At 62.0% G+C, this 24993-nt stretch carries 21 protein-coding genes; 9 read left to right on the top strand and 12 right to left on the bottom strand.

Annotation, left to right across the window (positions count from 1 at the left end; translation table 11 throughout):
* Window positions 1-10: 10 nt before the first annotated feature.
* The 3 genes from FHT77_RS02855 to FHT77_RS02845 form a co-directional block, all read right to left on the bottom strand.
* Complete coding sequence (locus FHT77_RS02855) at window positions 11-1438, bottom strand: FAD-binding oxidoreductase (protein WP_183752321.1); 1428 nt, start codon at window positions 1436-1438, stop codon at window positions 11-13.
* Window positions 1439-1457: 19 nt separating this feature from the next.
* The gene (locus FHT77_RS02850; protein ID WP_183752319.1) at window positions 1458-2432 is read right to left on the bottom strand and encodes an L-threonylcarbamoyladenylate synthase; all 975 of its coding nucleotides are present in this window, start codon (window positions 2430-2432) and stop codon (window positions 1458-1460) included.
* Between the two features lie 74 nt (window positions 2433-2506).
* Complete coding sequence (locus FHT77_RS02845; protein WP_183752317.1) at window positions 2507-3115, bottom strand: DUF6656 family protein; 609 nt, start codon at window positions 3113-3115, stop codon at window positions 2507-2509.
* A gap of 415 nt (window positions 3116-3530) precedes the next feature.
* Between FHT77_RS02845 and FHT77_RS02840 the strand changes: the two genes are divergently transcribed.
* Entirely contained in the window at window positions 3531-4775 is a 1245-nt protein-coding gene (locus FHT77_RS02840) for an aromatic ring-hydroxylating oxygenase subunit alpha (protein WP_183752315.1), read from the top strand.
* A gap of 70 nt (window positions 4776-4845) precedes the next feature.
* On the opposite strand, the gene FHT77_RS02835 is transcribed toward FHT77_RS02840, so the two are convergent.
* On the bottom strand, window positions 4846-5835 hold the full coding sequence (locus FHT77_RS02835) for a glycoside hydrolase family 25 protein (protein ID WP_183752313.1): 990 nt from the start codon (window positions 5833-5835) through the stop codon (window positions 4846-4848).
* Between the two features lie 155 nt (window positions 5836-5990).
* Between FHT77_RS02835 and FHT77_RS02830 the strand changes: the two genes are divergently transcribed.
* A complete protein-coding gene (locus FHT77_RS02830) occupies window positions 5991-6509 on the top strand; it encodes a BA14K family protein (protein WP_183752311.1) in 519 nt (172 codons plus the stop codon).
* A 51-nt stretch (window positions 6510-6560) separates the two neighbouring features.
* Here FHT77_RS02830 and FHT77_RS02825 read toward each other — a convergent pair whose 3' ends face one another.
* The gene (locus FHT77_RS02825; protein WP_183752309.1) at window positions 6561-7556 is read right to left on the bottom strand and encodes a transporter; all 996 of its coding nucleotides are present in this window, start codon (window positions 7554-7556) and stop codon (window positions 6561-6563) included.
* 215 nt (window positions 7557-7771) lie between these two features.
* On the opposite strand from FHT77_RS02825, the gene FHT77_RS02820 reads away from it, so the two are divergent.
* The 4 genes from FHT77_RS02820 (at window position 7772) to FHT77_RS02805 (ending at window position 14670) form a co-directional block, all read left to right on the top strand.
* The gene (locus tag FHT77_RS02820) at window positions 7772-9550 is read left to right on the top strand and encodes an acyl-CoA dehydrogenase (protein ID WP_183752307.1); all 1779 of its coding nucleotides are present in this window, start codon (window positions 7772-7774) and stop codon (window positions 9548-9550) included.
* Window positions 9551-9559: 9 nt separating this feature from the next.
* A complete protein-coding gene (locus FHT77_RS02815; protein ID WP_183752305.1) occupies window positions 9560-10312 on the top strand; it encodes a crotonase/enoyl-CoA hydratase family protein in 753 nt (250 codons plus the stop codon).
* A 194-nt stretch (window positions 10313-10506) separates the two neighbouring features.
* Complete coding sequence (locus FHT77_RS02810) at window positions 10507-12594, top strand: methyl-accepting chemotaxis protein (protein ID WP_183752303.1); 2088 nt, start codon at window positions 10507-10509, stop codon at window positions 12592-12594.
* A gap of 252 nt (window positions 12595-12846) precedes the next feature.
* Window positions 12847-14670 (top strand): methyl-accepting chemotaxis protein, encoded by a 1824-nt coding sequence (locus tag FHT77_RS02805; RefSeq protein WP_183752301.1) that lies wholly within the window; start codon window positions 12847-12849, stop codon window positions 14668-14670.
* Between the two features lie 59 nt (window positions 14671-14729).
* Here FHT77_RS02805 and FHT77_RS02800 read toward each other — a convergent pair whose 3' ends face one another.
* Both FHT77_RS02800 and FHT77_RS02795 read right to left on the bottom strand, forming a co-directional pair.
* Window positions 14730-15980 carry a class I SAM-dependent RNA methyltransferase gene (locus FHT77_RS02800; RefSeq protein WP_183752299.1) on the bottom strand — a complete coding sequence of 417 codons (1251 nt, stop codon included), beginning with the start codon at window positions 15978-15980 and terminating at the stop codon, window positions 14730-14732.
* Entirely contained in the window at window positions 15977-16723 is a 747-nt protein-coding gene (locus FHT77_RS02795; RefSeq protein WP_183752297.1) for a TlyA family RNA methyltransferase, read from the bottom strand. Before FHT77_RS02795 ends, FHT77_RS02800 begins: the two co-directional genes overlap by 4 nt.
* Before the next feature lie 285 nt (window positions 16724-17008).
* On the opposite strand from FHT77_RS02795, the gene FHT77_RS02790 reads away from it, so the two are divergent.
* Entirely contained in the window at window positions 17009-18949 is a 1941-nt protein-coding gene (locus tag FHT77_RS02790; protein WP_183752295.1) for a methyl-accepting chemotaxis protein, read from the top strand.
* A 196-nt stretch (window positions 18950-19145) separates the two neighbouring features.
* Window positions 19146-19544 (top strand): VOC family protein, encoded by a 399-nt coding sequence (locus tag FHT77_RS02785; RefSeq protein WP_183752293.1) that lies wholly within the window; start codon window positions 19146-19148, stop codon window positions 19542-19544.
* Window positions 19545-19606: 62 nt separating this feature from the next.
* Here the strand turns inward: FHT77_RS02785 and dxs are convergent, their stop codons facing one another.
* The 4 genes from dxs to FHT77_RS02765 form a co-directional block, all read right to left on the bottom strand.
* Complete coding sequence (dxs, locus tag FHT77_RS02780) at window positions 19607-21529, bottom strand: 1-deoxy-D-xylulose-5-phosphate synthase (RefSeq protein WP_183752291.1); 1923 nt, start codon at window positions 21527-21529, stop codon at window positions 19607-19609.
* Between the two features lie 106 nt (window positions 21530-21635).
* A complete protein-coding gene (locus FHT77_RS02775; RefSeq protein ID WP_183752289.1) occupies window positions 21636-22559 on the bottom strand; it encodes a pirin family protein in 924 nt (307 codons plus the stop codon).
* A gap of 119 nt (window positions 22560-22678) precedes the next feature.
* Window positions 22679-22930 (bottom strand): exodeoxyribonuclease VII small subunit, encoded by a 252-nt coding sequence (locus tag FHT77_RS02770; protein WP_025582353.1) that lies wholly within the window; start codon window positions 22928-22930, stop codon window positions 22679-22681.
* A gap of 2 nt (window positions 22931-22932) precedes the next feature.
* On the bottom strand, window positions 22933-23868 hold the full coding sequence (locus FHT77_RS02765; RefSeq protein ID WP_183752287.1) for a histone deacetylase family protein: 936 nt from the start codon (window positions 23866-23868) through the stop codon (window positions 22933-22935).
* Window positions 23869-24027: 159 nt separating this feature from the next.
* On the opposite strand from FHT77_RS02765, the gene FHT77_RS02760 reads away from it, so the two are divergent.
* Window positions 24028-24423 carry a thioesterase family protein gene (locus tag FHT77_RS02760; RefSeq protein ID WP_183752285.1) on the top strand — a complete coding sequence of 132 codons (396 nt, stop codon included), beginning with the start codon at window positions 24028-24030 and terminating at the stop codon, window positions 24421-24423.
* Here the strand turns inward: FHT77_RS02760 and FHT77_RS02755 are convergent.
* The gene (locus tag FHT77_RS02755) at window positions 24420-24983 is read right to left on the bottom strand and encodes a biotin transporter BioY (RefSeq protein ID WP_016552984.1); all 564 of its coding nucleotides are present in this window, start codon (window positions 24981-24983) and stop codon (window positions 24420-24422) included. The two genes, FHT77_RS02760 and FHT77_RS02755, sit on opposite strands and share 4 nt — an antisense overlap.
* Window positions 24984-24993: the final 10 nt, after the last annotated feature.

The following is a 24993-nucleotide window of genomic DNA, read 5'->3' as shown; positions in this document are numbered from 1 at the left end:
GCGACCTCCTCTAGTCGACATTGACGACCTTTCCGGGATTCATGATGCCGGCCGGGTCGAAGGAGCGCTTGATCCTGCGCATCAGTTCCATTTCGATCGCCGGACGGATCGATGCCAGCTCATCACGTTTCAGTTGGCCGATCCCATGCTCGGCGGAAATCGATCCGCCATGTGCCAGGACGAAACCATGGACGATATGGTTCATCTCGTGCCAGCGCTCAAGGAAAGCCTGCTTGTCCGCGCCGACGGGCTGGGAAATGTTGTAATGAATATTGCCGTCGCCCATGTGGCCGAACGCGCAGATGCGGGCGCCCGGCATCGCAGCCATGACGGCTTCGCCGGCCTCGTGCATGAAGGCCGGGATCGCCGAAACCGGCACGGAAACGTCATGCTTGATCGATCCGCCCTCCGGCTTCTGCGCCTCCGACATGCTTTCGCGCATATGCCAGAGCGCCTTCTGCTGAGCGACGGAAGAGGAGATCGCCGCGTCTTGAACCAACCCGGCCTCGAAGCCTTGCTCGAGCAGCGCCGTCATCATCCGCTCGGCCGTCTCGGCGGAGTCGGACGTGGAAATATCGACGAGCACGTACCAGGGATGCGCCGACTCCAACGGATCGCGTACGCCCTCGATGTTGCGCGCGGTGATTTCGACGCCGAAACGCGGCATGAGCTCAAAACCGGTGAGCGAGGTGCCGCAGAGGCTGGAAGCAAGGTTGAAGAACGCAAGCGCATCCTCGACCGAATTGAGCCCGGCGAATGCAACCTGCTTGCCGAGCGGTTGCGGAAAGAGCCTCAGCACCGCGCCGGTGATGATGCCGAGAGTGCCTTCGGCGCCGATGAAGAGGTCACGCAAGTCGTAGCCGGTGTTGTCCTTCTTCAGGCGGCGCAGCCCATCCCAGACCTCGCCGGTCGGCAGCACCACCTCGAGGCCGAGGCAGAGGTGGCGCATGTTGCCGTAGGCAAGCACGGCCGTGCCGCCGGCGTTGGTCGAGAGATTGCCGCCGATCCGGCACGACCCCTCGGACCCAAGCGTTAGCGGAAACAACCTGCCATGCGCTTCTGCCGCCTTCTGCACGTCGGCAAGGATCGCGCCGCCATCGGCGACGAGAACGTTGGCCACCGGATCGACATCGCGAACCTTGTTCATGCGTTCGAGCGAGATGATGATATCGGACTTGCCTTCACGCGGGGTCTGGCCGCCGACGAGGCCGGTGTTGCCCGTCTGAGGCACCACCGCGGTGCCGGTTTCGCTCGCAAGCTTCAGGATTGCCGACACCTCTTCGACCGAGCCCGGCTTCAGCAGGAGAGGCGAGGAGCCATGGTAGAGGCCGCGGTTTTCGATCAGATGCGGCGCGAGATCCGCTTCGCTGCGGAAGGCATGTTTCTCGCCAACGATGGCGGTGAAACGGTCGAGAAGTTCGGGGGAAACGCTGCTCATCGAAACTCGGTCCTTCTTGTTATTCTCGTGGGGCGGCGGCGCGGCGCAGCCGGTCGTTGATGGCCTCGCCAAGTCCCTCGTCGGGAATGGCCGAGAAGGCGATCGTCACAGCGCCGCTGGCATCGGCTCTCTTCATATAGTCGAACAGGTTCGCCGCCGCTTCGGCAAGATCGCCGTCGTGGCTGAGATTGAGAACGATCCTGGCATCATCGGCGCCGGCAACTGCGGTCTTGCCAAACGCAATCAACGCCTCGCCAGCATCGACGTGGGTTGCGTCCAGTCGGACAGTTGCACCCGGAGCGTAGTGGGACGCCAACATTCCTGGTGCCTCGATGGCTGCGGACGCTTTCCGGGATCGCAGAAGCTTTTGACCGGCCACGCGTTCGATCTCCGAGGCTGGCAAACCGCCTGGCCTGAGCAGCCGGACCTTGCCATCCTCGACCTTGACGATCGTCGACTCGACACCGACGGCGCTCGCACCAGCATCGAGGATCAGCCTGATGCGCTCGCCGAGATCGGCATCGACATGGGCGGCGCTGGTCGCGCTGATTTTGCCGGAGGTGTTGGCGCTGGGCGCTGCGAGCGGTCGCCCGAAGGCGCGGATCAGCTCGCCGGCAAAGCCCTTCGGAACGCGGATACCGACCGTGTCGAGACCTGCGGTCGCCAGGGAATGAATGGCGCTTCGGGGCTTCAGCGGCAGCACGAGCGTCAGCGGGCCGGGCCAGAAGGCTTCGGCCAGCGCGCGTGAAACCGGGTCGAACTCCGCATAGTCTTCGGCCATGGCAAGATCGGCCATATGGCAGATCAGCGGGTTGAAGCGCGGGCGGCCCTTGGTCTCGTAGATATGGGCGATCGCCACCGGATTTGTGGCATCGGCGGCAAGGCCGTACACCGTCTCCGTCGGGATCGCGATCGGAAACCCTTCGCCAAGCACCGCGCAACCGGCTTTGATGGCCTCTTGCCTGTCTTTCGTGATGTCGATCGATCGTGCCATGCGCTGCCCGGATTGCTGTCCGGCAGTCCTTATGCTTTCCCAGCGGCAGGATCAATATCAGAGCTATGCTCCGATCAGAGTTGGCGAATGATCTCGCGCAATTGTTCGTTGCGCGCGCCAAGTAGAAGTACGTTCTTGATGGCGACCTGCGGATCGTCGGTGCGGAAAAGTATGCCGTTGCCCCGCACCGAGCGGTCGATCGTCATCTTTTCCGGTGTGTGTTCGCCAGGCTTGATGGCGACCGCGAAGTACATGCGCGAATATTTGACATCGATCCTGTCAAAGAAATTGTCGTTGTCGCCGATGTCGGCGTAGAAATTCGCGATGTAGAAGGCCCAGCTGACCTCCTCGTAGCGGGCGAATTTCGTCCGCGACGCCGTTACGTGGCAGTAGCCGAGATGCGGGCTGTCCCGCAGCGTCCGATGGAACAGCATCTTCGGAAACTGGATCGAGCGGTGGAAGCCGTTGATATTCTGATGCGTCTTTTCGCCGGCATTCGCCAGCGTGCGGCCGGTCCTCTCGGCGACTTCGTCATGCGTGAGATAGCGCCGTTCTTCGGCGAGCCAGTGCGCCCGCGTCCGCGTGATCTTACCGGTACGCAGGAATTCCGAATGCGAAGCCGCCGGCGTCGCGTTGCGGGCATTGAGGCTATTACTGGCGTCGAAATAGCGAAGCTTCGCCATGGTAGGTATCCGCATGCGTGTCTGATGTGGCGAGGATAGGCAATCATGCTTAATGGTGTGTTAAACGCTGCCTCCATCGCGGATCGACAAGATCAGGGCCAGGTAGCTAGGTCGCAATTGCGAGAGCGGTGGTAACACTACGTCGAAATCCCAAGTGTGAATTGGCTTGCGCTGATGTCGTAATTGACCTTTGTTGCCGGGAACGAGGCAAGCGGAAGCGGAATGATGCAGCCGATTCCGGGCTCCTTTGCTGCCTGTCGTCATTTTCGAAGCCGATGTCGCTTTACAACCAAGCGCCGCGGGCCGGCGGTGGTTAAATGCCCTTCAAGAAAATCTCCTGACGGAGAGGGAGCGAAGCTTCCGGCGGCTCTCGCCTTCGACCTAAGCGGCGGCCCAACTATACGAGGATGTGCAGATGGATATTCGCAACAACGTATTGCGGCAACTCAAGGCCCGCCGGGAAGGCTTCAGTCTCGAGCAGCCATTCTATATCGACGAGGATTATTTCAAGCTCGATATGGAAATGATCTACTACCGCGATTGGCTCTTCATGGGCCACGATTGCGAGCTGCCGAAAGCCGGGGCTTATTTCACGGTCCAGATCGGCCAGTATCCAGTCGTCATCGTGCGTGGACGAGACAACCTCATCCGTGCCTTCCACAACAGCTGTCGCCACCGTGGCTCGCGTGTCTGCACCAAGGAGCACGGCTCGTCCGTTCGTCTCGTGTGCCCGTATCACCAGTGGACCTACGATCTCGATGGCAAGCTCGCGTTTGCCCGCCACATGGGCGATGATTTCGACAAGACCGGCTATGGCCTGAAGCCCGTCCATTGCGAGAGCTTCGGCGGCTATATCTTCATCTGTCTCGCCGAGAACGCGCCGGACTTCCAGCCGATCCGCGACATGGTTGCGCCCTATATGCTGCCGCATCGCCTGAGCGAGGCGAAGGTCGCCTTCCAGAGCACGATCATCGAAAAGGGCAACTGGAAGCTTGTCTGGGAAAACAACCGCGAGTGCTATCACTGCGCGGCCAACCACCCCGAACTCTGCCGCACCTACCCGGAAGCGCCGAGCGTCACCGGCACGGATGGCGGCGCCGACGATCCGGAAATCGCTGGACATTGGGCACGCTGCGAGGCCGGAGGCCTGCCGAGCAAGTTCCAGATTTCTCCGGATGGCCAGTTCCGCACGGCTCGCATGCCGTTGATCGAGGATGCCGAGAGCTACACCATGTCCGGCAAACGCGCCGTCAAGCTGCCCCTTTCGGAGGACGTGACGCTTGATCGCATCGGCACGATGCTGCTGTTTCATTATCCGACGACCTGGAACCACATTCTCGGCGACCACGCGATTTCGTTCCGGGTGCTGCCGCTCAGCGCCAACGAGACCGCGGTCACGACGAAGTGGCTTGTGCACAAGGATGCCGTCGAGGGTGTGGATTACGATCTGGCCGAACTTACCCACGTCTGGACCGAGACCAACGATCAGGATCGCCGTATCGTCGAGGAGAATGCGTTCGGCATCCACTCGCCGGCCTACGAGCCCGGCCCCTATTCGATGCTGCATGAGGGCGGCGTGATGCAGTTCCTCGAATGGTACTCGAACTTCATGGTCAATCGCCTGCAGGGCGATCAGGCGAAGCTCTCCGTCGTCGCCTGATCTGCTGAGAAAGCTACCTCCCGAGTGGCCTCGTCTCCCTGTGAGACGGGGTCTTTTTTAAGCGCGCGCCTCAGAAGTCGCGACGAGCTCGGACCACTTGGCTCTGTGGTATCGAAGAGCTGACGATGGGATCCGGGGCAAGAGCTGCGATGTCCATCGCCGGACTTGCGCGCGGTTCCATCTCGATCTTGGCGAGAATGAGCGGCGGGTCGGGTTCGCGCGCCGGCAGAAGGTTGCCGCGCGCCCATATTTTTGCGAGTTTCGCCCGGCTCATCGGCGCGACGTTGACATCGATGTCGGTCAGCGTGCCCGGTACGCGATACGGACAGCGGCGCTTGCTGCAGTTCGTACCGGATGAGAACTGCCACATCAGATAGTTGTCCCAGTTGCCCATCGGGAACACACCCTTCACATCGGGCTTGTATCGCGCATACCAGATCGGCAGCCGCGCCAGCACGGGATAGTCGTTGCGGTAGGCTGCGATGTAACGGGCAGTGTTGTGGTTGGTATAGAGAACCGGGTAGCGTCCGGTTCGCGCCCTGATATGACCGGCGAATATCTGCGCGTCCTCCAACGACATGAATTTCTGAGGATCGATCCCCTCGAGGTCGAGAATCATCATCTCGTCGTCCTTGGGATCGGCGTATTCAAGGAAATGGTTGGCCTGGTCGACGGGATTTCCCGGTCGCGCAAGGTGATAGGAGCCCCAGAGAAGGCCCGCCGCCCGCGCCACAAGCCGCCGCGTCTGGAACAGTTCGCGGCTCACCGCATATTTGCGCCACATGGTCTTGCAGTGGGCGACCGTGTCCCCGGCATGGTCGCCGGTGCAGGAGAAGCTCTCCGGAAGTCCGTCGGAGGCCTTCGAGATGAAGGCGGCGATACGCTTGTCGGAGAGCAGAGAATTCCAGTCGATCGTGTTTAATTCATAAGCGTCGACAACGAGCGCGTTGCTGGCGTTCTTCCAGGGAAGGGCATCGGCAGAGGCAGCCTGCGTCGGTATCCCCGCGGCAAGCGCTGGAACCACCAAGCGAAGCAGAAAATTTCTCCAGGATTGCCTCATGGAGTGAGCGTGATGAAAGGCGGTTAATGCCCGGTTAATCCGGGATCGCTTAAGAACGGAAAGTCGCGCCAACGTCATGAAAACCGGTCATTGGAACGTTTTCATAGCCTTCGCGTTATCGTGCGCGCGTATTCCAACCTGGAAATGGAGATTCCATGACTGGATTTTTTAAGAAGATAGCGATTGCCGTTATTTCCCTTGTCACGCTGGTAAGTGGCTATGCGCCCTTGCAGGCGATGCAGATGCCAGCCTTGCCGCAGGTTGAAAAGTCCGGTGACGTTCAGGACGTCCAGTATTGCCGAGGCCCGTACTGCCGCCCCGGCTATCGCCCCGGATACCGTCCGGGCTACTATCCCGGCTACCGCCCTGGCTACTATCCGGGTTACCGCCCAGCCTATCGGCCTGGCTGGTACGGTGGCTACCGTGGGTATCCTTACTACCGAAACGGCTACCGTTACTACAACGGCTATTGGTTCCCGCTTGCGGCCTTCGGCGCCGGCGCTGTAATCGGTGGCGCGATCGCCTCGCAGCCGACCTATGTGGCGCCGCCCGCCGCTCCGCTGGCTTCGAGCCATGTCGCCTGGTGCGAAGCGCGCTACCGCTCCTATCGCGCCTACGACAATACCTTTCAGCCATACAACGGCCCGCGCCAGCAGTGCGTTTCTCCGTATTGAGTGAAGCTGGATACAACTCAAAAGCCCGGCAGCGATGCCGGGCTTTTGCGTTCAGAGAATGCGGACGCGCTTCAGCAGCCACCATGCCAGCACGATCGAGGCGATGATCAGCGCCACCGCATATTCGGTTCCGCCGCTCCCCTCGGCAAAAGGCAGGTTGGTGGTGTTCATGCCAAAGAAACCCGTCACCAACGTCGGCGGCAGCAGGAAGGCTGTCATGATCGATAGAATGTAGAGGTGACGGTTCGTCTCGGACGACAGTTTTGAGTCGATTTCTTCATGCAGCAGGCGGGCGCGGTCTTGCAGGGCATAGATGTCGTGGTCGACCGTTTCGAGGCGGCTCGTCAACCGTCCGGCAACATCATCGAAACCAAACGGCATTTCGTCGTCATGCGAAGCGGCGGCGCGGCGCATCAGGGCGAGCACCGTTCTCAGGTGCCGGTGTAACCGAACGACCGTGCGACGGACGGGCGCGAGCCGCAAGCGTTCGTCGCGCGGCGCTGCGTCATAGACGAAATCCTCGATGGCATTGAGCTCCTCGGTCATCTCCATCACGATCGAGATCAACGTACGCTGGAACTCGATCACCAGGGTTTCAAACAAATCGACAGGCCGTTCGAACTTCTTGGGATTCTTCTCGACCATGACGCGAACGCGCTCGATGCTGCGCAGCGGCTGCAGCCGGGTCGTGATGATGAAGCAGTCGGAGATCGCAAAATGCAGCCAACCGAGATCGGCTGTTTCGCGATCGAACTCACGTTGGCAGTCGACGAGGGTGCCGTAGAGCATTTGTTCGTCCACGGTAATGGCCGCATGCGTATCGCGCGTGACCAACGCTGCCTTGGCATCGTCGCTTAAGCTCTCGATCGTATCGAGCAGACCGGGAACCCTGGCGTCGGCCAGGTTGAGATGCAGCCAGTAGAAGCCGCCGCCGTTCGTAAGTTCGGTCTGCGGCGCGCTGTTTGCGAGCCGCATTGCCTTGCCGCCGTCCGTCGGGAAGCGGTAGGCCCACACGAGTCCCGGGATGGTGACGGGCAAAGTATCCATTGGTGCGCCGGTCCTCTTGCGATGGCGGTATGTGTCCTTAGAGATTCTCTATGACGGCTGTTTGTGCAAGTGCGCAATACTGCCGATACCATACTCCCCGCCGGATTGTTGTCGGAAGTTTAAAATTGACGTTTACGTAAAAATCAATTAGCTCTGCCGATGGAGGTGCCGGAGGGCTTTGCGGCTCGAGGGCCTGCAATGCGAGGAGGTCAAGAATGTACAAAGCGCCTGTCGATGAGATTGCGTTCACGCTGAAGCACGTTGCCGGATTGGGGAACGCGCTCGACGCGGGTTTGCTCGGTGATCTTGGAGAGGATCTCGTCGATGCGATCCTTCATGAAGCGGGACGATTTGCCACAGATGAAGTGGCCCCGCTCGCGGAGATAGGCGACCGCCAGGGGTCGCGGCTGGTGGATGGAAAGGTCGTGACGCCGGATGGCTGGCGCGATCTCTATCGGAACTGGAGCGCCGGCGGCTGGAACGGACTGACGGCACCTGAAGAGTTTGGCGGGCAGGCGCTGCCGCACATGCTGAACGTCGCGGCGCTGGAGATGTGGAACTCCGGCTCCATGGCCTTCGCGCTCTGCCCGACGCTGACCATGGGGGCAATCGAGGCTATCAACAGCCACGGTTCCGACGAACTCAAGAATACCTATCTCGCAAAGCTTGTCTCCGGTGAATGGACCGGCACGATGAACCTGACGGAGCCGCACGCCGGCTCCGATCTCGGCGTGCTCAAGACCCGTGCCGAGCGCCGAGACGATGGCACCTACCGCATCTTCGGCCAGAAGATCTTCATCACCTGGGGCGAGCACGATGCGGCCGACAACATCGTTCATCTGGTCCTAGCCCGCCTGCCGGATGCACCAGCAGGGACGCGCGGTATCTCCCTGTTCCTGGTGCCGAAATTCCTCGTCAATACGGACGGCTCGCTTGGCGCCCGCAACGATCTCTTCGCCCACTCTCTGGAACACAAGCTCGGCATCCACGGCTCGCCGACCTGCACGATGATCTATGGCGATGGCAAGTTCGGCTCCGAGAAGGGGGCGATCGGCTGGCTGGTCGGCGAGGAGAACAAGGGCCTCGCCTGCATGTTCACGATGATGAACAACGCCCGCCTCGCCGTCGGCATGCAGGGCGTTGCCGTTGCCGAGGCAGCGACGCAGAAGGCGATCGGCTACGCCAAGGAGCGTACCCAGGGCAAGGCACCCAGCTGGACCGGCGGTGGCATGAGCCCGATCATCGAACATCCCGACGTTACCCGCATGCTGCTGACGATGAAGGCGCTGACTCAGGGAGCACGAGCAATTTCCTACGCCTGCGCCCACGCCATCGACATGTCGCATCGCGCCTCCGACGGAAGGCCGCACTGGCAGGAGCGCGCTGCGCTGCTGACCCCGATCGCCAAGTCCTTCTCCACCGATGTCGGCGTCGACGTTGCCTCGCTCGGCATTCAGGTGCACGGCGGCATGGGCTTCATTGAGGAAACGGGCGCTGCGCGTTACCTGCGCGATGCCCGCATCGCGCCGATCTATGAAGGCACCAACGGCATTCAGGCAATCGATCTGGTCACCCGGAAACTGACACTCTCCAACGGCGACCAGGTCCGCGGTTTCATCGCCGAATTGAACGAGATTGCCGATCAGGTCCGCCATTCCAATCTCGAGGGCTTCGGCGCGACGGCAAACCAGCTCGACGCAGCGATAACCGACCTCGGCGAAGCGACGGACTGGCTGTTGGCGAAGGTTGGCGATGGCAAGACGACTGAGGCGCTAGCCGGCGCGACACCCTATCAGCGTCTCTTCGGCCTCGTCCTGACCGGCTGCTACCTTGCCAAGGGCGGGCTCGCACCGGCGCAGGATGGTGGCGCCGAGCGGCGCATCGCGCTCTGCCGCTTTGCCGCGGAAAATCTTCTTTCGGAAGTTACGGCGCTGAAGGACTGCGTCATCAACGGCGCCGCAAGCCTTGCCGCTGCCAAGATCATTCTTGCCTGAGGGACCATCATGACAGAGCACGTCATCGTCGAACGGGATGCAGCGCATCCCGGCATCCAGATCATCCGTTTCAACCGGCCGGAAAAGAAAAATGCCATCACCCGGGCGATGTATCGGAAGATTGCGGATGCGCTGATCGCAGCCAATGGCGACACAGGAATTCGCGCGACGGTCTTCCTTGGCACCGAAGGCTGCTTCTCCGCCGGCAACGATCTCGGTGATTTCCTGGCTGCTGCGATGGGCGGGGCCATGCCGCGGGAAATCGTCGAGTTTCTCTATGCCATGGTCCGCTCGGAAAAGCCGATCGTCTCCGGCGTGGACGGCCTGGCGATCGGGATCGGCACGACGATGCACATGCATTGCGACCTGACCGTCGCCTCCGCGCGCAGCCAGTTTCGCACGCCGTTCGTCGATCTCGCTCTTGTCCCGGAAGCAGCGTCCAGCCTGCTTGCGCCGCGCATCATGGGACAGCAGCGTGCCTTTGCGCTTCTGGCTCTCGGCGAAGGCTTCTCCGGCGAGGAAGCGCGGGAAGCCGGACTCGTCTGGAAGCTCTGCGCGGCCGACGAGGTCGAAGCTACGACGCTGGCGACCGCCGCCAAACTCGCAGCCAAGCCGCCCGAGGCACTGAAGATCGCCCGTGACCTGATCCGCGGCGACCGGGAGGAAATCATCACCCGCATTGACGATGAGGCACGCCACTTCTTCGAACGCCTGCACAGCGCCGAAGCGAGGGCGGCCTTCGAAGCCTTCATGCGGCGTTGACTGGAAAAATTCGAATTCCGTAGAATTTTAAGTCAGTTTTAAATGCCCCTCTAATATTAGGGGCTTGACGGCGCGCGCCGATGTCGCGGTCGTCCGGGCGCATGAGGCGCTTTGTTCAGCTTTGCCCATAGCCTGCGCATCGAGCAGCCCGCGTTCGTCAAACACGGCGCGGACCGCTCACGAAAGGAAAATCCTTGAAAAAGAAGACGAATTTGATGACGCGCATCCTCGTTGCCGCGTCTGCCGTTGTCCTCGTGGCGTTTGCCGCCTTTTCCTATTACATCAATTCCGTCGAGCAAAGCACCGCGACGGCGGCAATCGAAGCCAACATCAACTCTTCGGGCGAGCAGGCTGCGCACAGCCTGGCCAACTGGATGAACGGCCGCGTGACGCTGACCGCCATGGTGGCCAACGCCATCGGTCGCGCCGTCGACCAGAAGGGCGTCGAGACCGTGCTCCAGAATGATGTTCTGACCAGCCAGTTCGTCAGTACCTATTTCGGTGACGAGCAGGGCGTCTTCACCATGTGGCCGAAGCTGCCGATGCCGGACGGCTATGATCCGCGCAAGCGCCCCTGGTATCAGGATGCAGTCAAAGCCAACGCCAGCGTCATGACCGAGCCCTACGTGGATGCCTCGAGCGGAGATCTCATCATCAGCTCGGCAGTTCCCGTCAGCCGCGGTGGCAAGCTGGCCGGCGTCGTCGGCAGCGACTTCTCGCTGAAGACCATGGTCGACATGATCAAGGAGATCGACCTTGGTGGCAAAGGCACCGCCTTCCTCGTCAACAAGAGCGGCCAGATCCTGATCCATCCGGATGCGAAGCTGGTGACGAAAACGCTCGCCGACGCGTTTCCGGCTGAGACCCCGGCGATCAAGTCGGCTCTTGTCCCGACCCGGTTCGCCGGCAAGGACGTGCTTGTCAGCTTCATGCCTGTTGCCGGTCTTCCGTCAGTCGAATGGTATCTCGGCTTCGTTGTCGACAGCGACGCTGCCTTCGCCTCGCTGAACGAGTTCCGCATTGCCGCAACCGTTGCCACTATCCTTGCCGTCGGTCTGATGATCGCAGCGATGGCCTGGTTGCTGCACGGCCTGGTGATCCGTCCAGTCACCGACATGACCGCCGCGATGCAGAAGCTTGCCGCAGGCGACCTATCGGTTACGATTCCGGGCGAGCAGCGCCGCGACCAGATCGGCTCGATGGCCGAAGCTGTTGCCGTCTTCAAGAACAACGCGATCGACCGCGAACGTCTCGAAGGGGAGGCGGAAACCGGCCGCGCCCTCACCGAGCGTGAGCGTCTGGACCGCGAGCAGCAGAAGAGCCGCGAGGCCACCGAAATCCGTCACGCCGTCGATGCGCTTGCGAGCGCTCTGGGGGCATTGTCGGAAGGCAATCTCGGCCATCGCATCGACACGCCGTTCGCGTCGCATCTGGACCGTCTTCGCACTGACTTCAACAGCGCGGTCAGCAAGCTCCACGGCGCGCTGCATGCGGTCGGCAACAACGCTCATGCGATCGACGCCGGCGCAAGCGAGATCCGCACCGCAGCGGATGGTCTTGCCCGCCGTACCGAGCAGCAGGCAGCCTCGGTCGAGGAAACGGCCGCGGCGCTCGAGGAGATCACCACGACCGTCAAGGACACGGCGCGTCGCGCCGAGGAAGCCGGCGATCTCGTCTCGCGCACCCGCAACGGAGCCGAAGAGTCCGGCAACATCGTCCGCAAGGCCGTGTCGGCAATGACCGAAATCGAACAGTCGTCGCAGAAGATCGCCAACATCATCGGCGTCATCGACGATATCGCCTTCCAGACCAACCTGCTGGCGCTGAACGCCGGCGTCGAGGCCGCCCGCGCCGGTGAAGCCGGCAAGGGCTTTGCCGTTGTTGCTCAGGAAGTGCGCGAGCTGGCGCAACGCTCGGCCCAGGCCGCGAAGGAAATCGAAAGCCTGATCACTGCCTCGAACAGCCAGGTCCGCTCCGGCGTCACCCTCGTCGGCGACACGGGCAAGGCGTTGGAAGCGATTGTCGGGCAGGTGCAGGAGATCAGCCGCCACGTCGATGCGATCGTGACAGCAACCCGCGAGCAGTCGACCGGGCTGGCCGAGATCAACACGGCCGTCAATACCATGGACCAGGGCACGCAGCAGAACGCCGCCATGGTCGAGGAGCAGACGGCGGCAAGTCACGGACTGGCGCAGGAGGCGGCAAAGCTGATGCAGCTACTTGCCCAGTTCAATCTGCAGACTGCGTCTCAAGGCATGGCGTACAGCCGTCACGCCGCCTGATCGGCATCGAACAGCATCACGGAAACGCCCGCGCTCGTCGCGGGCGTTTTCGTTTGTGACGCACCGATCTCCGGTTGCTTGAAAAATAGTACTTTTAATCAAATTTTACGGATGTTCGTCTTTAGTGACATGCAATGCATGACGCAGGCCGGACATCGTCCGGATACCCTCCGCAACAACCATCGGGACGAAAGTGCACCGGCGATCCATGCGATCGGCCGTGCCATGTCCTCCGTCGCATGAGATAGCCGCATGTCCAAACTGAAGATCAAAACGCTCCTTCCGCTTCTCTTCCTGTCTCTCGTTGTCATTGCGCTGGTGCAAGGTGCGATCGCGGCCTTCTCGCTGACCAATCTGGAAGCCAACACCCGGCAGATCGGCGCGCAGAACATTCCGAACACCGAGCGGCTCTATGCGATCGTCACCACCTTGAACGACGTGCGCCGCAGCTATGCCGACTATCTGCTCGCGACAGGCAAGACGGACTTCCGCAACGCCGAGACGACACTCAAGACCCGTCGCCAGCGTCTCAACACCGCGATCGAAGCCTTCGACAAGCAGCCGAAGAGCGACTACATGAGCCAGAACTTTGGCCGCCTGCAGAAGGCGCTCGCCAACGACGCAGCACTTGCCGACAAGATCATTGCGCTCGCGCTCGACAACAAGCGCAGCCTGGCGAACAGCATCTATCGCGGCGAACTTTCGATGTCCGCCAACAATATCCAGACCCTCGTCGATGGAATGCTGGCCAAGGACCGGCAGTCGACCGATGCGGCGCTCTCGGCCGCATCAGGCAACTACAGTGCAGGCATCCTGTCGATCGTCGGCGGGCTGGCCGTCGCCCTGGCCGTCGCCGTCGCTGCCGCCTTCCTCGCATGGAAGCGTATCTCGCAGCCGATCTCGACGATTGCCGTTCGCATGGCCCGTCTCGCCGATGGCGAGCTCGACGCTGCCGTCCCGTACGCCGGTCGCAAGGATGAGATCGGCGACATGGCCGCAGCCGTCGCCGTCTTCCGCGACAACTCCTTCGCGCGTCTCGATCTCGAGCGCAATGCCGAGCACAACCGCGAACAGGCGCAGCAGGAGCGCTCGCGCAACGAAGCCTCGAAGGCCCGCGAAGCCGCCGAGATCCAGCAGGCCGTCGCAGCTCTTGCGGATGCATTGGGCGCTCTCTCGGAAGGCGACCTGACGCGCACGATCGAGACACCGTTTGCCGATCACCTCGATCGGCTGCGCAGCGATTTCAACGCTTCCGTCGCCAAGCTGCGCGCCGTCTTGCAGGAAGTTGGCGACAACGCGCACGCGATCGACGCGGGTGCCGGAGAAATCCGCACCGCGGCCGACGGTCTTGCCCGCCGCACCGAGCAGCAGGCCGCCTCGATCGAGGAAACCGCAGCCGCGCTGGAAGAGATCACCACCACGGTCAAGGATACCGCGCGTCGCGCCGAGGAAGCCGGTACGCTGGTGAGCCGCACCCGTAATGGCGCTGAAGAATCCGGCAACATCGTTCGCAAGGCGGTTTCGGCAATGACCGAGATCGAGCAGTCTTCGCAGAAGATCGCAAACATCATCGGCGTGATCGACGATATCGCCTTCCAGACCAACCTGCTGGCTTTGAACGCCGGCGTCGAGGCCGCCCGCGCCGGTGAAGCCGGCAAGGGCTTTGCCGTCGTCGCTCAGGAAGTCCGTGAGCTGGCGCAACGCTCGGCCCAGGCCGCGAAGGAAATCGAAAGCCTGATCACCGCCTCGAACAGCCAGGTCCGCTCCGGCGTCACCCTCGTCGGCGACACCGGCAAGGCGTTGGAAGCCATTGTAGGTCAGGTGCAGGAGATCAGCCGCCACGTCGATGCGATCGTGACCGCAACCCGCGAGCAGTCGACCGGGCTGGCCGAGATCAACACGGCCGTCAATACGATGGACCAGGGCACGCAGCAGAATGCAGCGATGGTCGAGGAGCAGACGGCGGCAAGTCACGGACTGGCTCAGGAGGCGGCAAAGCTGATGCAGCTTCTCAGCCAGTTCAACCTGCAGGCCGCATCCTACGGCACGGGATCATCGGGCCGCTACGCCGCCTGATCGACGCGGATACGGTACAGTCGAGAACGCCCGCTGGTCGCGGGCGTTTTTTGTTGCGGTTACTTCTCCAGCGTCGCCACGACCTCGACATGCGGCGTCCACAGGAACTGGTCGATCGGCGTCACGCTGGTGATGCGATAGCCGCCCTCGACGAGCAACGCGAGGTCGCGGGCAAGCGTCAGCGGATTGCAGCTGACGGCGACCACTTTCTTGACCGCCGAACGCGCCAATTCCTTGCACTGGAACTCGGCGCCGGCGCGCGGCGGGTCGAACACCACCGCGTCGTAAGCCTTCAGTTCGGCTGTCATCAGCGGTCGACGGAAAAGGTCTCGCCTTTCGACACTGACGGGCTTCAGGCCCTGCGTGTTGCGGGCGGCATGATCGAGTGCCGCCAGTGGCTTGTCCTCGCTCTCGACTGCATGCACGCGGCCGACACGGGCAAGGCGGAGCGAAAACGTGCCGGCGCCGGCGAAGAGATCGGCGATCCGTTTCGCCTTGCCGACATGCGCGACAACCAGTTCGGCCATCGCTTCTTCCGCGGGCTTGGTCGCCTGCGTGAAGCTGCCGGGCGGCGGCACGACGTTGACGCCGCCGAAATCGACAACCGGCTTCGTTGGCTCGACGAGGATTTCGCCATTCAGCGAAACGCGGGCGATGCCGCGCATGGAAAGCACGGTCTCGATCGCCTTGCGACGCTGCTGGTCGGATAGTTTCTTGATACCGTCGGCGGCAAGATCGAGGCCCGACAGGGTCTCCAATACGGTGATGCGGAATGCCTCGGCGCTGTTGGCCAGTGCCGCCCCAATCGCCTTGATCGCCGGCAGCCTGGCCGTGATGCCCGCCGACGAGATGGGACATTCCTCGATGGCGACGATGTGGTGGCTCTCGGCCTGATTGAAGCCGATGAGCATGTCCTTCTCTGTCCGCCGTGCGGCAAACACAACGCGCCGCCGTTCGCCTGGATGAGCGGCAATGAGGTCACCGACCTCAGGCGCCAGCCCCTTCGATTTCAACGCATCAACGACCAGTTGGCGCTTGAAGCTGCGGTAGGCCGCATCGTTCATGTGCTGCAGGCTGCAGCCGCCGCAGGTGCCGTTGACGCCATCGGGCCCGAAATGCCGGCAGAGAGGATCCTGGCGCTCCGGGGATGGCGTGGTGATCGAGATCAGCGTGCCCTGGCTCTTGACCCGCGCGATGGCGACCGTCTCGCCCGGAAGGGTGAACGGCACATAGACCGGGCCGCCATCCGCGTGCACGATGCCGTCGCCTTGGGCGCCGAGCTTTTCGATCGTAACAGTTTGCGTGCTCAAGGTTTCGTTCCTGCGAGTAGATATTCCTGGTTTCCGTCGCCGCCGGCGATCGGGGAGGGGATGAGGCCGAGGCTCGTCCAGCCCATATCCTCGACGAACCAGCGCTCCAGTTCAGCCGCGACATCAGGCGCCGACGACGGATCCTTGAGCAGTCCGCCCTTTCCGATCGCGTCGCGGCCGGCTTCGAACTGTGGCTTGACGAGGAGAACGGCAACCGCTCCCGTCCCGGCAAGATCAAGCGCCGGCGCGAGCGCCAGCTTCAGCGAGATGAAGGAGACGTCTGACACAATGAAGGTGATCGCGTGTCCGATGTCATCTTCCGTCAAATTGCGTGCATTCAGGCCCTCGATATTGGTCACGCGAGGATCGCCGGAGATACGCGGATGCATCTGCCCGTGGCCGACATCGATCGCCGTGACATCAGTTGCGCCGCGTTGCAGCAGGACCTCGGTAAAACCACCCGTCGACGCGCCGACATCGAGGCAACGGTGCCCCGAAGGATAGAGCTTGAAGTGCTCGAGTGCAGCGGCGAGCTTCAGGGCCGCGCGCGAGACATAGTCCTGCGCCGGGTCATCGATCTCGATGACGGCATCATCGGCGAATAGCGCACCGGCTTTCGTCACCACCTTGCCGTCGATTTTCACGGTGCCGCGTTGCACCGCATCCCGTGCACGGGAGCGGCTGGCGAAAAGGCCGAGGCTGACCAGCAACTGGTCCAGGCGTTGTGTATCTTGATCGGGCATGGCGCTGTCCATGACCGGCAAAGCCATTCGTTGCAAGCCTTTTGTTGAGATCGCCGAAACCGCAGGACGAACCGGCGTCGCTCCGTGACGTGCTGCGCCGCACAAATTTTTAAATAAATCGAAAGCCTTGCCGCCTATGGTTCGGCTGATTGCAGCGGCTCGTGGCCGCTTTTGCCATGATGGCCCTCAATCCGATCTGCCGATCATGTTCGCCGAATTTCCCAAAGGCATGCCTTCGTATGCCGTGGCTTTGCCATGCCTGTGCGCTTCAAGAGAGATTGACTGATGTTGGCCAAGAATATGTCCCTGAACGGTAAGCTCGCCGCGACTTTCGCCGCGCTGATCCTTATCTTTCTGTCCGTTTCCAGCTTTGTTTACTTCAAGGCGGATGTCGTTGCCGAAGCTGCCGTACACCAGAAGAAGTCCGAGCTGCTCGTCAACCAGATCGACGATGCTCTTCAGGCTATGCTTGAGCAGGCCGTCAATCTGCGCGGCTTCCTGCTGTTTCGCAGCGACAGCACCTATGGCGATATTTTCGCGAACCGTGAGCGCATGCTGAAGGCGATCGATGCGGCGAGGACGACCGCTGCCGGCAACAGTGATTTCGTCGCGCAGATCGACGCCATGCAGAAGGCCGCCGATCTCTATTTCCATCAGCTTGCCGAGCCGCAGTCGAAGGCTCGCAAGGAAACCGACATGCCGATCGACCAGATCGTCAAGATCGGCGTCAACGAGACCAAGGGCCAGCTCGACGGCTTCCGCCAGGCCTCCGCCAAGATCAAGGCCGCAGCCCGCGACGAGTCGAATGTGCTTGCCGAAAGCAAGGCTCAGGCCAGCCGCGCGCTGAACATCAGCCTGTTCACCGGCGGCATCGCCGCTGCCGCTGCTGCCGTCCTGCTTGCGTGGATGCTGTCGCGCAGCATCGTTCGACCGATCGTCGGCATGACGTCTGCCATGGGCCGTCTGGCCGGTGGCCAGCACGACATCGACGTTCCGGCGCTCGACCGTCAGGACGAAGTCGGCCGGATGGCCCAGTCGGTTCTCGTCTTCAAGGATGCCGCGATCGAGAAGTTGCGCCTTTCGGGCGAAACCGATCGCATGCGCAGCGATGCCGAGCGCCAGCGCCAGATGAGCGACGAGCAGAAGGCGCGCGAGGAAGCGGAACTCCGCTTCGCCATCGAAGGCCTCGCCGGCGGTCTGTCCGACCTCGCCAACGGCAATGTCGCCGTCCGCATCACGACGCCCTTCGCGTCGCAGTTCGACCGTCTCCGCAACGACTTCAACAACGCCGTCGAAAAGCTTCAGGCTGCCCTTCAGTCGGTTGGCCGCAACGCGTCGGCTATCAATGCCGGTGCAGGCGAAATCCGCTCCGCTGCCGATGATCTCGCCCGCCGCACCGAGCAGCAGGCCGCGGCCGTCGAGGAAACCGCAGCAGCGCTCGAGGAAGTCACCACCACCGTTCGCGACTCCGCCAAGCGCGCCGAGGATGTCGGCCAGCTGGTCGAGCGTACGCGCCTCGGTGCCGAAAAGTCCGGCGATGTCGTCCGCAAGGCTGTCGCCGCCATGCAGGAAATCGAGAAGTCGTCTGACGCGATCAGCAATATCATCGGCGTGATCGATGATATCGCGTTCCAGACCAACCTTCTCGCCTTGAACGCCGGCGTCGAGGCCGCGCGTGCGGGCGAAGCAGGCAAGGGCTTTGCAGTCGTCGCGCAGGAAGTGCGCGAGCTCGCCCAGCGCTCCGCGAATGCTGCCAAGGAGATCAAGTCGCTGATCAACACCTCGGGCACGCAGGTCAATTCAGGCGTCTCGCTCGTCGATGAAACCGGCAAGGCTCTCTCAGAGATCGTCGGCGCCGTGCAGGAGATCAACAAGCACGTTAGCGCCATCGTCACCGCAACGCGCGAGCAGTCGGTCGGCCTGCAGGAGATCAACACGGCCGTCAACAACATGGATCAGGGTACGCAGCAGAATGCCGCCATGGTTGAGGAGCAGACCGCAGCCAGCCACTCGCTGGCGCAGGAGGCAGCTGCTCTCGACGATCTGCTCGGCCAGTTCAATCTCGGCCATGCCCGCGCCGAGGCACCAAGGGCAGCGGTTGCCAGCCCAGCGTCACGCCCGGTCGCATCGCCCGCCCGCGCGCTGACCCGCACGGTCGCCAAGGCCTTCGGTGGCGGCAGGGCTGTAACGGCTGCTGCTGTTCAGGAAGACTGGACGGAATTCTGAGCCTGAAGAAAAGGAAGAGCTCCGTTTCCGGATAGCCACTTACTGGAATGCGGAAATCGGTACCGGGGAGAAAAGTGAACCGCTCGCAGCAAGCCACTGCGAGCGTTTTTCGTTTCCGAAGATATTTCGTAGGTTTAAACGGAGGCTTGTTCTACGGTGCGACGAGGCATCCCCCGCCATAGGAGATTGCGAATACATGCTTCATCACATCTCTTTCGGCGTCTCAAACATCGAACGTTCAGCCGCCTTCTATGACGCCGCTCTTGCGCCTCTCGGCTACATTCGCGTTTGGGAGGATCTGAGGCCCGGAGAAGCTGATCAGGCCGTCGGCTATGGAATTGCGGGCGGCGGCGATAAATTTGCGATCAAATTGAGCCCGGAGGGACAGAACTCCCCTGGCCGCGGCTTTCATCTAGCCTTCGCTTCCACGAGCCGGCGAGCCGTCGCCGACTTTCATGAGGCGGCCATCGCACATGGTGGCATTGATAACGGGCCGCCTGGTCTTCGTGCCCACTATGGACCGTATTACTTCGCGGCCTTCGTGGTGGACCCGGATGGCCACCATATCGAAGCTGTCTTCAATTCTCCGGACTAGTCGCAAGAAAAGTCGAAGTGCAGTGCGAGCTTCTCGCTTCTCCGCTTGATGACGACGCCGGATTAGCCGGCGGCGCCGACGTCAAAAGCTGCGGGGCGTCCGAGCACCCGGAAGACGGTTGAAACGATCCCGGCGCGGTCGAGACCGGCATGGGCGTTCATCACCTCAGGCTTGGCCTGTTCCATCCAGAGGTCAGGCATCACAAGTGACCGGATCTTCAGGCCGTTGTCGAGCAGGCCATCCGCCGCCAGGAACTGCATGACCTGGCTGCCGAAGCCGCCGACGGAGCCTTCCTCGACGGTGATCAGGATTTCGTGGTGACGGGCAAGCTGCCGGATCAGGTCGTGATCCAGCGGCTTGGCAAAGCGCGCATCGGCAACCGTGGTCGAAAGACCGGCTGCATCGAGATCCTCGGCCGCAAGCAGACAGTCAGCCAGGCGGGTGCCGAAGGACAGCAGCGCCACCTTGGCACCTTCCTTGACGACGCGGCCCTTGCCGATCTGCAGGATCTCGCCGCGAACGGGCATTTCGATGCCGACGCCTTCGCCGCGCGGATAGCGGAACGAGATCGGACCGGCATCATAAGCTGCGGCGGTCCGCACCATATGCTTCAGTTCGGCCTCATCTGACGCTGCCATGACGACGAAGCCGGGCAGGGTGGCCAGGAATGCCGTATCGAACGAGCCTGCATGCGTCGGACCATCGGCGCCGACGAAACCGGCGCGATCGATCGGGAAGCGAACCGGCAGGCCCTGGATCGCGACATCGTGGACAACCTGGTCGTAAGCACGCTGCAGGAAAGTCGAGTAAAGCGCGGCAAACGGCTTGAAGCCCTCGGCGGCAAGGCCGGCCGCGAAGGTCACCGCATGCTGCTCGGCAATGCCGACATCGAAGCAACGCGACGGGAAGATGCTGGCGAGCTTGTCGAGGCCAGTACCATTCGGCATGGCGGCGGTGATGCCGACGATCTTGTCGTCGAGTTCCGCTTCCTGCACCAGCGCTTCGGCGAAGACGCTCGTGTAGCTTGGCGCATTTGGCTTCACCTTCGCCTGCGCGCCGGTGATGACATCGAACTTGTTGACGCCGTGATACTTGTCAGCCGCAGCTTCGGCGGGCGCATAGCCCTTGCCCTTCTGCGTCACGACATGAATCAGCACCGGGCCGTTGGCGTGGTCGCGCACATTGCGCAGCACCGGCAACAGGTGCTCGAAGGAGTGACCGTCGATCGGGCCGATGTGGTAGAAACCCATCTCCTCGAACATGGTCCCGCCGGTCACATAGCCCCGTGCATGCTCGACGGCGCGGGTGATGGCGCGGTCGACATTCTTGCCGAGATAGGCCGTCAGCTTCTTGCCGAAATCGCGGAAGCCCATGTAGGTGCGCCCGGATGCAAGACGCGCGAGATAGGCGCTCATCGCGCCGGTTGGCGGCGCGATCGACATGTCGTTGTCGTTGAGGATGACGATCAGCCGGGCGTCGAGTGCGCCGGCATTGTTCAGGGCTTCATAGGCCATGCCTGCCGACATCGCGCCGTCGCCGATGACGGCGATGACACGGCGGTCGGTCTTGTCGAGGTCGGAGGCAACCGCCATGCCGAGACCGGCTGAAATAGATGTGGAAGAGTGCGCGGCGCCAAAGGGGTCGTATTCGCTTTCGGCGCGACGCGTGAAGCCGGAAAGGCCATTCTCCTGGCGCAGCGTACGGATCCGGTCACGACGACCGGTAAGGATCTTGTGTGGATAGCACTGATGCCCGACGTCGAAGATCAGCCGATCATCAGGCGTGTTGAACACGTTGTGGATGGCGATCGTCAGTTCGACAACGCCGAGGCCGGCGCCCAGATGCCCACCGGTCTTCGACACCGCATCGATCATCTCGTCGCGAACCTCGCGCGCAAGCTGCGGCAGGTCGCGATCCTCCAGCTTTCGGAGGTCGGCCGGATAGGTAACCTTGTCCAGCAGCGGCGTCTTCGGCGGTTGTGTCACGGGTGGGCGCTCTTTCTTGTCTTTCTTGGGCGGGATGCCTTTAAGCCATAAATTGCGGTGAAAAAAGTCGATTTCAAGAACGGCTGTACCTCCTTTCTAAAGGAGATCAGCCCTCCGGCAAAGGTATGAATTCTTCTTCATCCCCCGGAACGATGTCGAACTTGCCAGTCCGCCACTCTTCCTTCGCCTTTTCGATGCGCTCCTTCGAGGAGGAAACGAAGTTCCACCAGATGTAGCGTTTCGAGTTCAGCGCCGCTCCGCCGAACAGCATGAGATGACAGCCCTGGGTGCCCGCCTCGAGCGCGATCTGGTCGCCGGGACGGAAGACGAGCAGCTGGTCGGCGGCAAACGTATCGCCCGATATCACCACTTCGCCTGAGAGCACGTAAGCTGCGCGCTCCTCGTGATCAGCGGCAAAAGGGAACTTGACGCCGCGTTCGAGACTGATGTCGACATAAAGCGTGTCCGAGAACACCTTGACCGGAGATTTCATCCCCTCGAACGACCCGATCACGACGCGCCCGCGCATGCCACGCTCGTCGATGACAGGCATGTCGGTCTTTTCGGTGTGCGCAAAGGAGGGATCGATCTCCTCCTTATCATCGGGCAGCGCCAGCCAGGTCTGCAGGCCCGACATCAGCAGTGGATGGCCGCGCAGATTGTCAGGCGTGCGCTCGGAATGGACGATGCCGCGTCCAGCCGTCATCAGGTTGATGTCGCCGGGCCGGATGACCTTCTCGGTGCCAAGGCTGTCGAGGTGGCGGATTTCGCCGTCGAACAGGTAGGTGACCGTGGACAGCCCGATATGTGGATGTGGCCGAACATCCAGAGCTTCGTTCGGCTTCAGGATTGCCGGCCCCATGCGGTCGAAGAAGATGAACGGCCCGACGAGCCGCCGCTCTCGGGTCGGGAGCGCTCGGCGTACCTGGAACCCACCGAGATCACTGGTGCGCGGGATGATGAGGTTCTCGATCGCGTCGCAGGCGAAGGCATCGCCGGGCAGGGGGTCTTTACCGGGGAAGAAGGACATCGCAGGTCTCCGATGAGCGTTGGTTCTACGCTAGCCCGATTGATGATGACGGACTAGGAAAACTTGTCGCTCGAAAGGCGACGCTCCGTTCAGGATGTGACGATTTCAGTGGGGTTTGTTTATGCGCCGTCCAGCGGCTCCACGCCCTGCGGCTTGCCCGATCGGTCGAGACGGATCTTTTCGATGCGGTTTTCGGCAGCGGAAAGCAGCGTTTCGCAATGCTTCTTCAGCGCTTCGCCACGCTCGTAGATCTCGATAGATTCGTCCAGCGCCACGTCGCCGCGTTCCAGGCGGGCCACGATGCTTTCGAGTTCTGCCACGGCCTTCTCGAAGGAAAGACCGGAAACCTCCGGCTTGGCGCTGTCAGTCATACTCAACCCTTCATCATTCTGAGAATATGCAGGCCGGCCGATTCGGCGAGGCCTTCGAGATCATAGCCACCTTCCAGCAGGCTGACGACCCGGTTTCCTGCACTTTTGTCGGCGACCTCGAGCAATCGCCCGGTCGCCCAGTCGAAATCCTCGCCGACGAGATTGATCTGCGCCAGGGGATCGCGGTGATGCGCATCGAAGCCGGCAGAGATGATGATCAGGTCTGGGCGAAAATCTACGAGTGCAGGCAGCACACGTGACTTGAACGCTTCGCGGAAGTGGTCGCTGCCGACATTCGGGGAAAGCGGGGCGTTGACGATGGTGCCGTGCTTGCCGCTCTCGTCCTTCGCGCCGGTGCCGGGGTAGAGCGGCATCTGATGCGTCGAGCAGAAGAGCACCGAAGGGTCGTCCCAAAAGATGTCCTGCGTACCGTTGCCGTGATGAACGTCCCAGTCGACGATCGCCACACGCTCGGCGCCATGTGTTTTCTGCGCATGGCGGGCAGCGATCGCGGCATTGTTGAAGAAACAGAAACCCATCGCCGTTGACTTTTCGGCATGGTGGCCGGGCGGGCGCGCTGCAACGAAGACGTTGTCGGCCTTGCCGGTGAAGACGTCATCGACCGCAGCCATGGCGCCGCCGATCCCCGTAAGCGCCGCCTCAAAGCTCTTTCTGCTGGCGTAGGTATCGGCTTCAAGCTGATTGATCTCGCCATCCTCCTCCGGCACCTGGCGCAGCACCGATAGCAGGTGTTCTTCGGGATGAGCGAGCAGCACGGCTTCTTCTGCCGCCTGTGGTGCGCGCTTGCGGTCAAGCCCCGCGAAGTTCGGATGTTCCAGAGCCACGTTGATCGCCCGCAAACGGTCGGACCGCTCGGGGTGGCCGGCGGGCGTCACGTGTTCCAGGAAGATCGGGTGCTCGTAAAGGCGGGTGGTCATGGGATCACTCTATCTATCCGTCCCGTCATGATCCACAGCAGATGGGGCTCGAGCCGGCGATTTCAACAAGCGCAGGAGACGATCGTCACGCGCACCTCCGTTTACTTCAACCGGTCCCGGGGCTAGTGTTCGATGAGGGGAAATTTGGCAGAAAGATCAATGAACGACGTTGTACGCTCTGTGCAAATGAATGTGCCGTTTCGTGATGTGGACATGAACGGCCAGATGTTTCTGGGTTCCTATATTTCTCACGCGGAATCGGTGCTGGCGACCTTCTGGTCGCTGCGGCCGTCGCTGCAAGACGAACCACTCTACATTGCCAGCAAGGTGACCTGCATCCTGCACCGGCCGCTGCACTATGACGAGAGGGTCGTGTTCACCGCCTCGGTCGACAAGATCGGTGTTCGTTCGGTCGGCTTCATTATCGCAGCCGACGCGCTCGGCGAGCGCGCCGCCGAGGTCGAAATCATCTGGCAGGCGCGCTCACGCGAAGATCGTTCGCCAGTCCCGCTTCCCGAAGTGACGCGCGACTGGCTTTATGGCTTCGTCGATTAGCTGCGTACTGGTAGCAAGGGATAGCCGACCATGACGGCACGGCCGACAAGCGCCGCAACAAACGCCTTGACCACGTCACCGGGGATGAACGCCATCGAGCCGAGGAAGGCCTTGGAGAGACCAAGCTGGGCGGCGAACGCCAGGTAGACGATGCCGCAGGCGTAGAGAACGACTATGCCGCCGATCATGGCGGCGAGGAAGAAACCGACCGTCTGCACGAGCGCCGATTGCTCCGACTTTACCAGTCGCTCGCTGAGATAACCGGTAACGAAAGCTGCCAGCACCCAGCCGATCAGGAAGCCGGTGGTTGGGGCTGCAAAGGCCGCAAGCCCGCCACGACCGCCGGAAAGCACCGGCAGACCGATGGCGACAAGCACGAGAACGATGAGAACGGCGATCGTGCCGCGGCGCGCGCCGAGCACGACACCGGCCATCATGACGCCGAGCGACTGCGCCGTAATCGGCACCGGAATGAAGCCGAGCGTGATCGGCGGCAGAATGCCGAGCGCGACGATGATAGCCGCGAAGAGGGCGGAGAGAACGAGGTCGCGAGTGCTCATGCAGGGCTCC

Origin of the sequence: Rhizobium sp. BK181 (genome assembly GCF_014193305.1) — a bacterium.
Classification (GTDB): domain Bacteria; phylum Pseudomonadota; class Alphaproteobacteria; order Rhizobiales; family Rhizobiaceae; genus Rhizobium.
The sequence above is the reverse complement of the archived record's forward strand: the minus strand, read 5'-3'. Positions and strand labels throughout refer to the sequence as shown.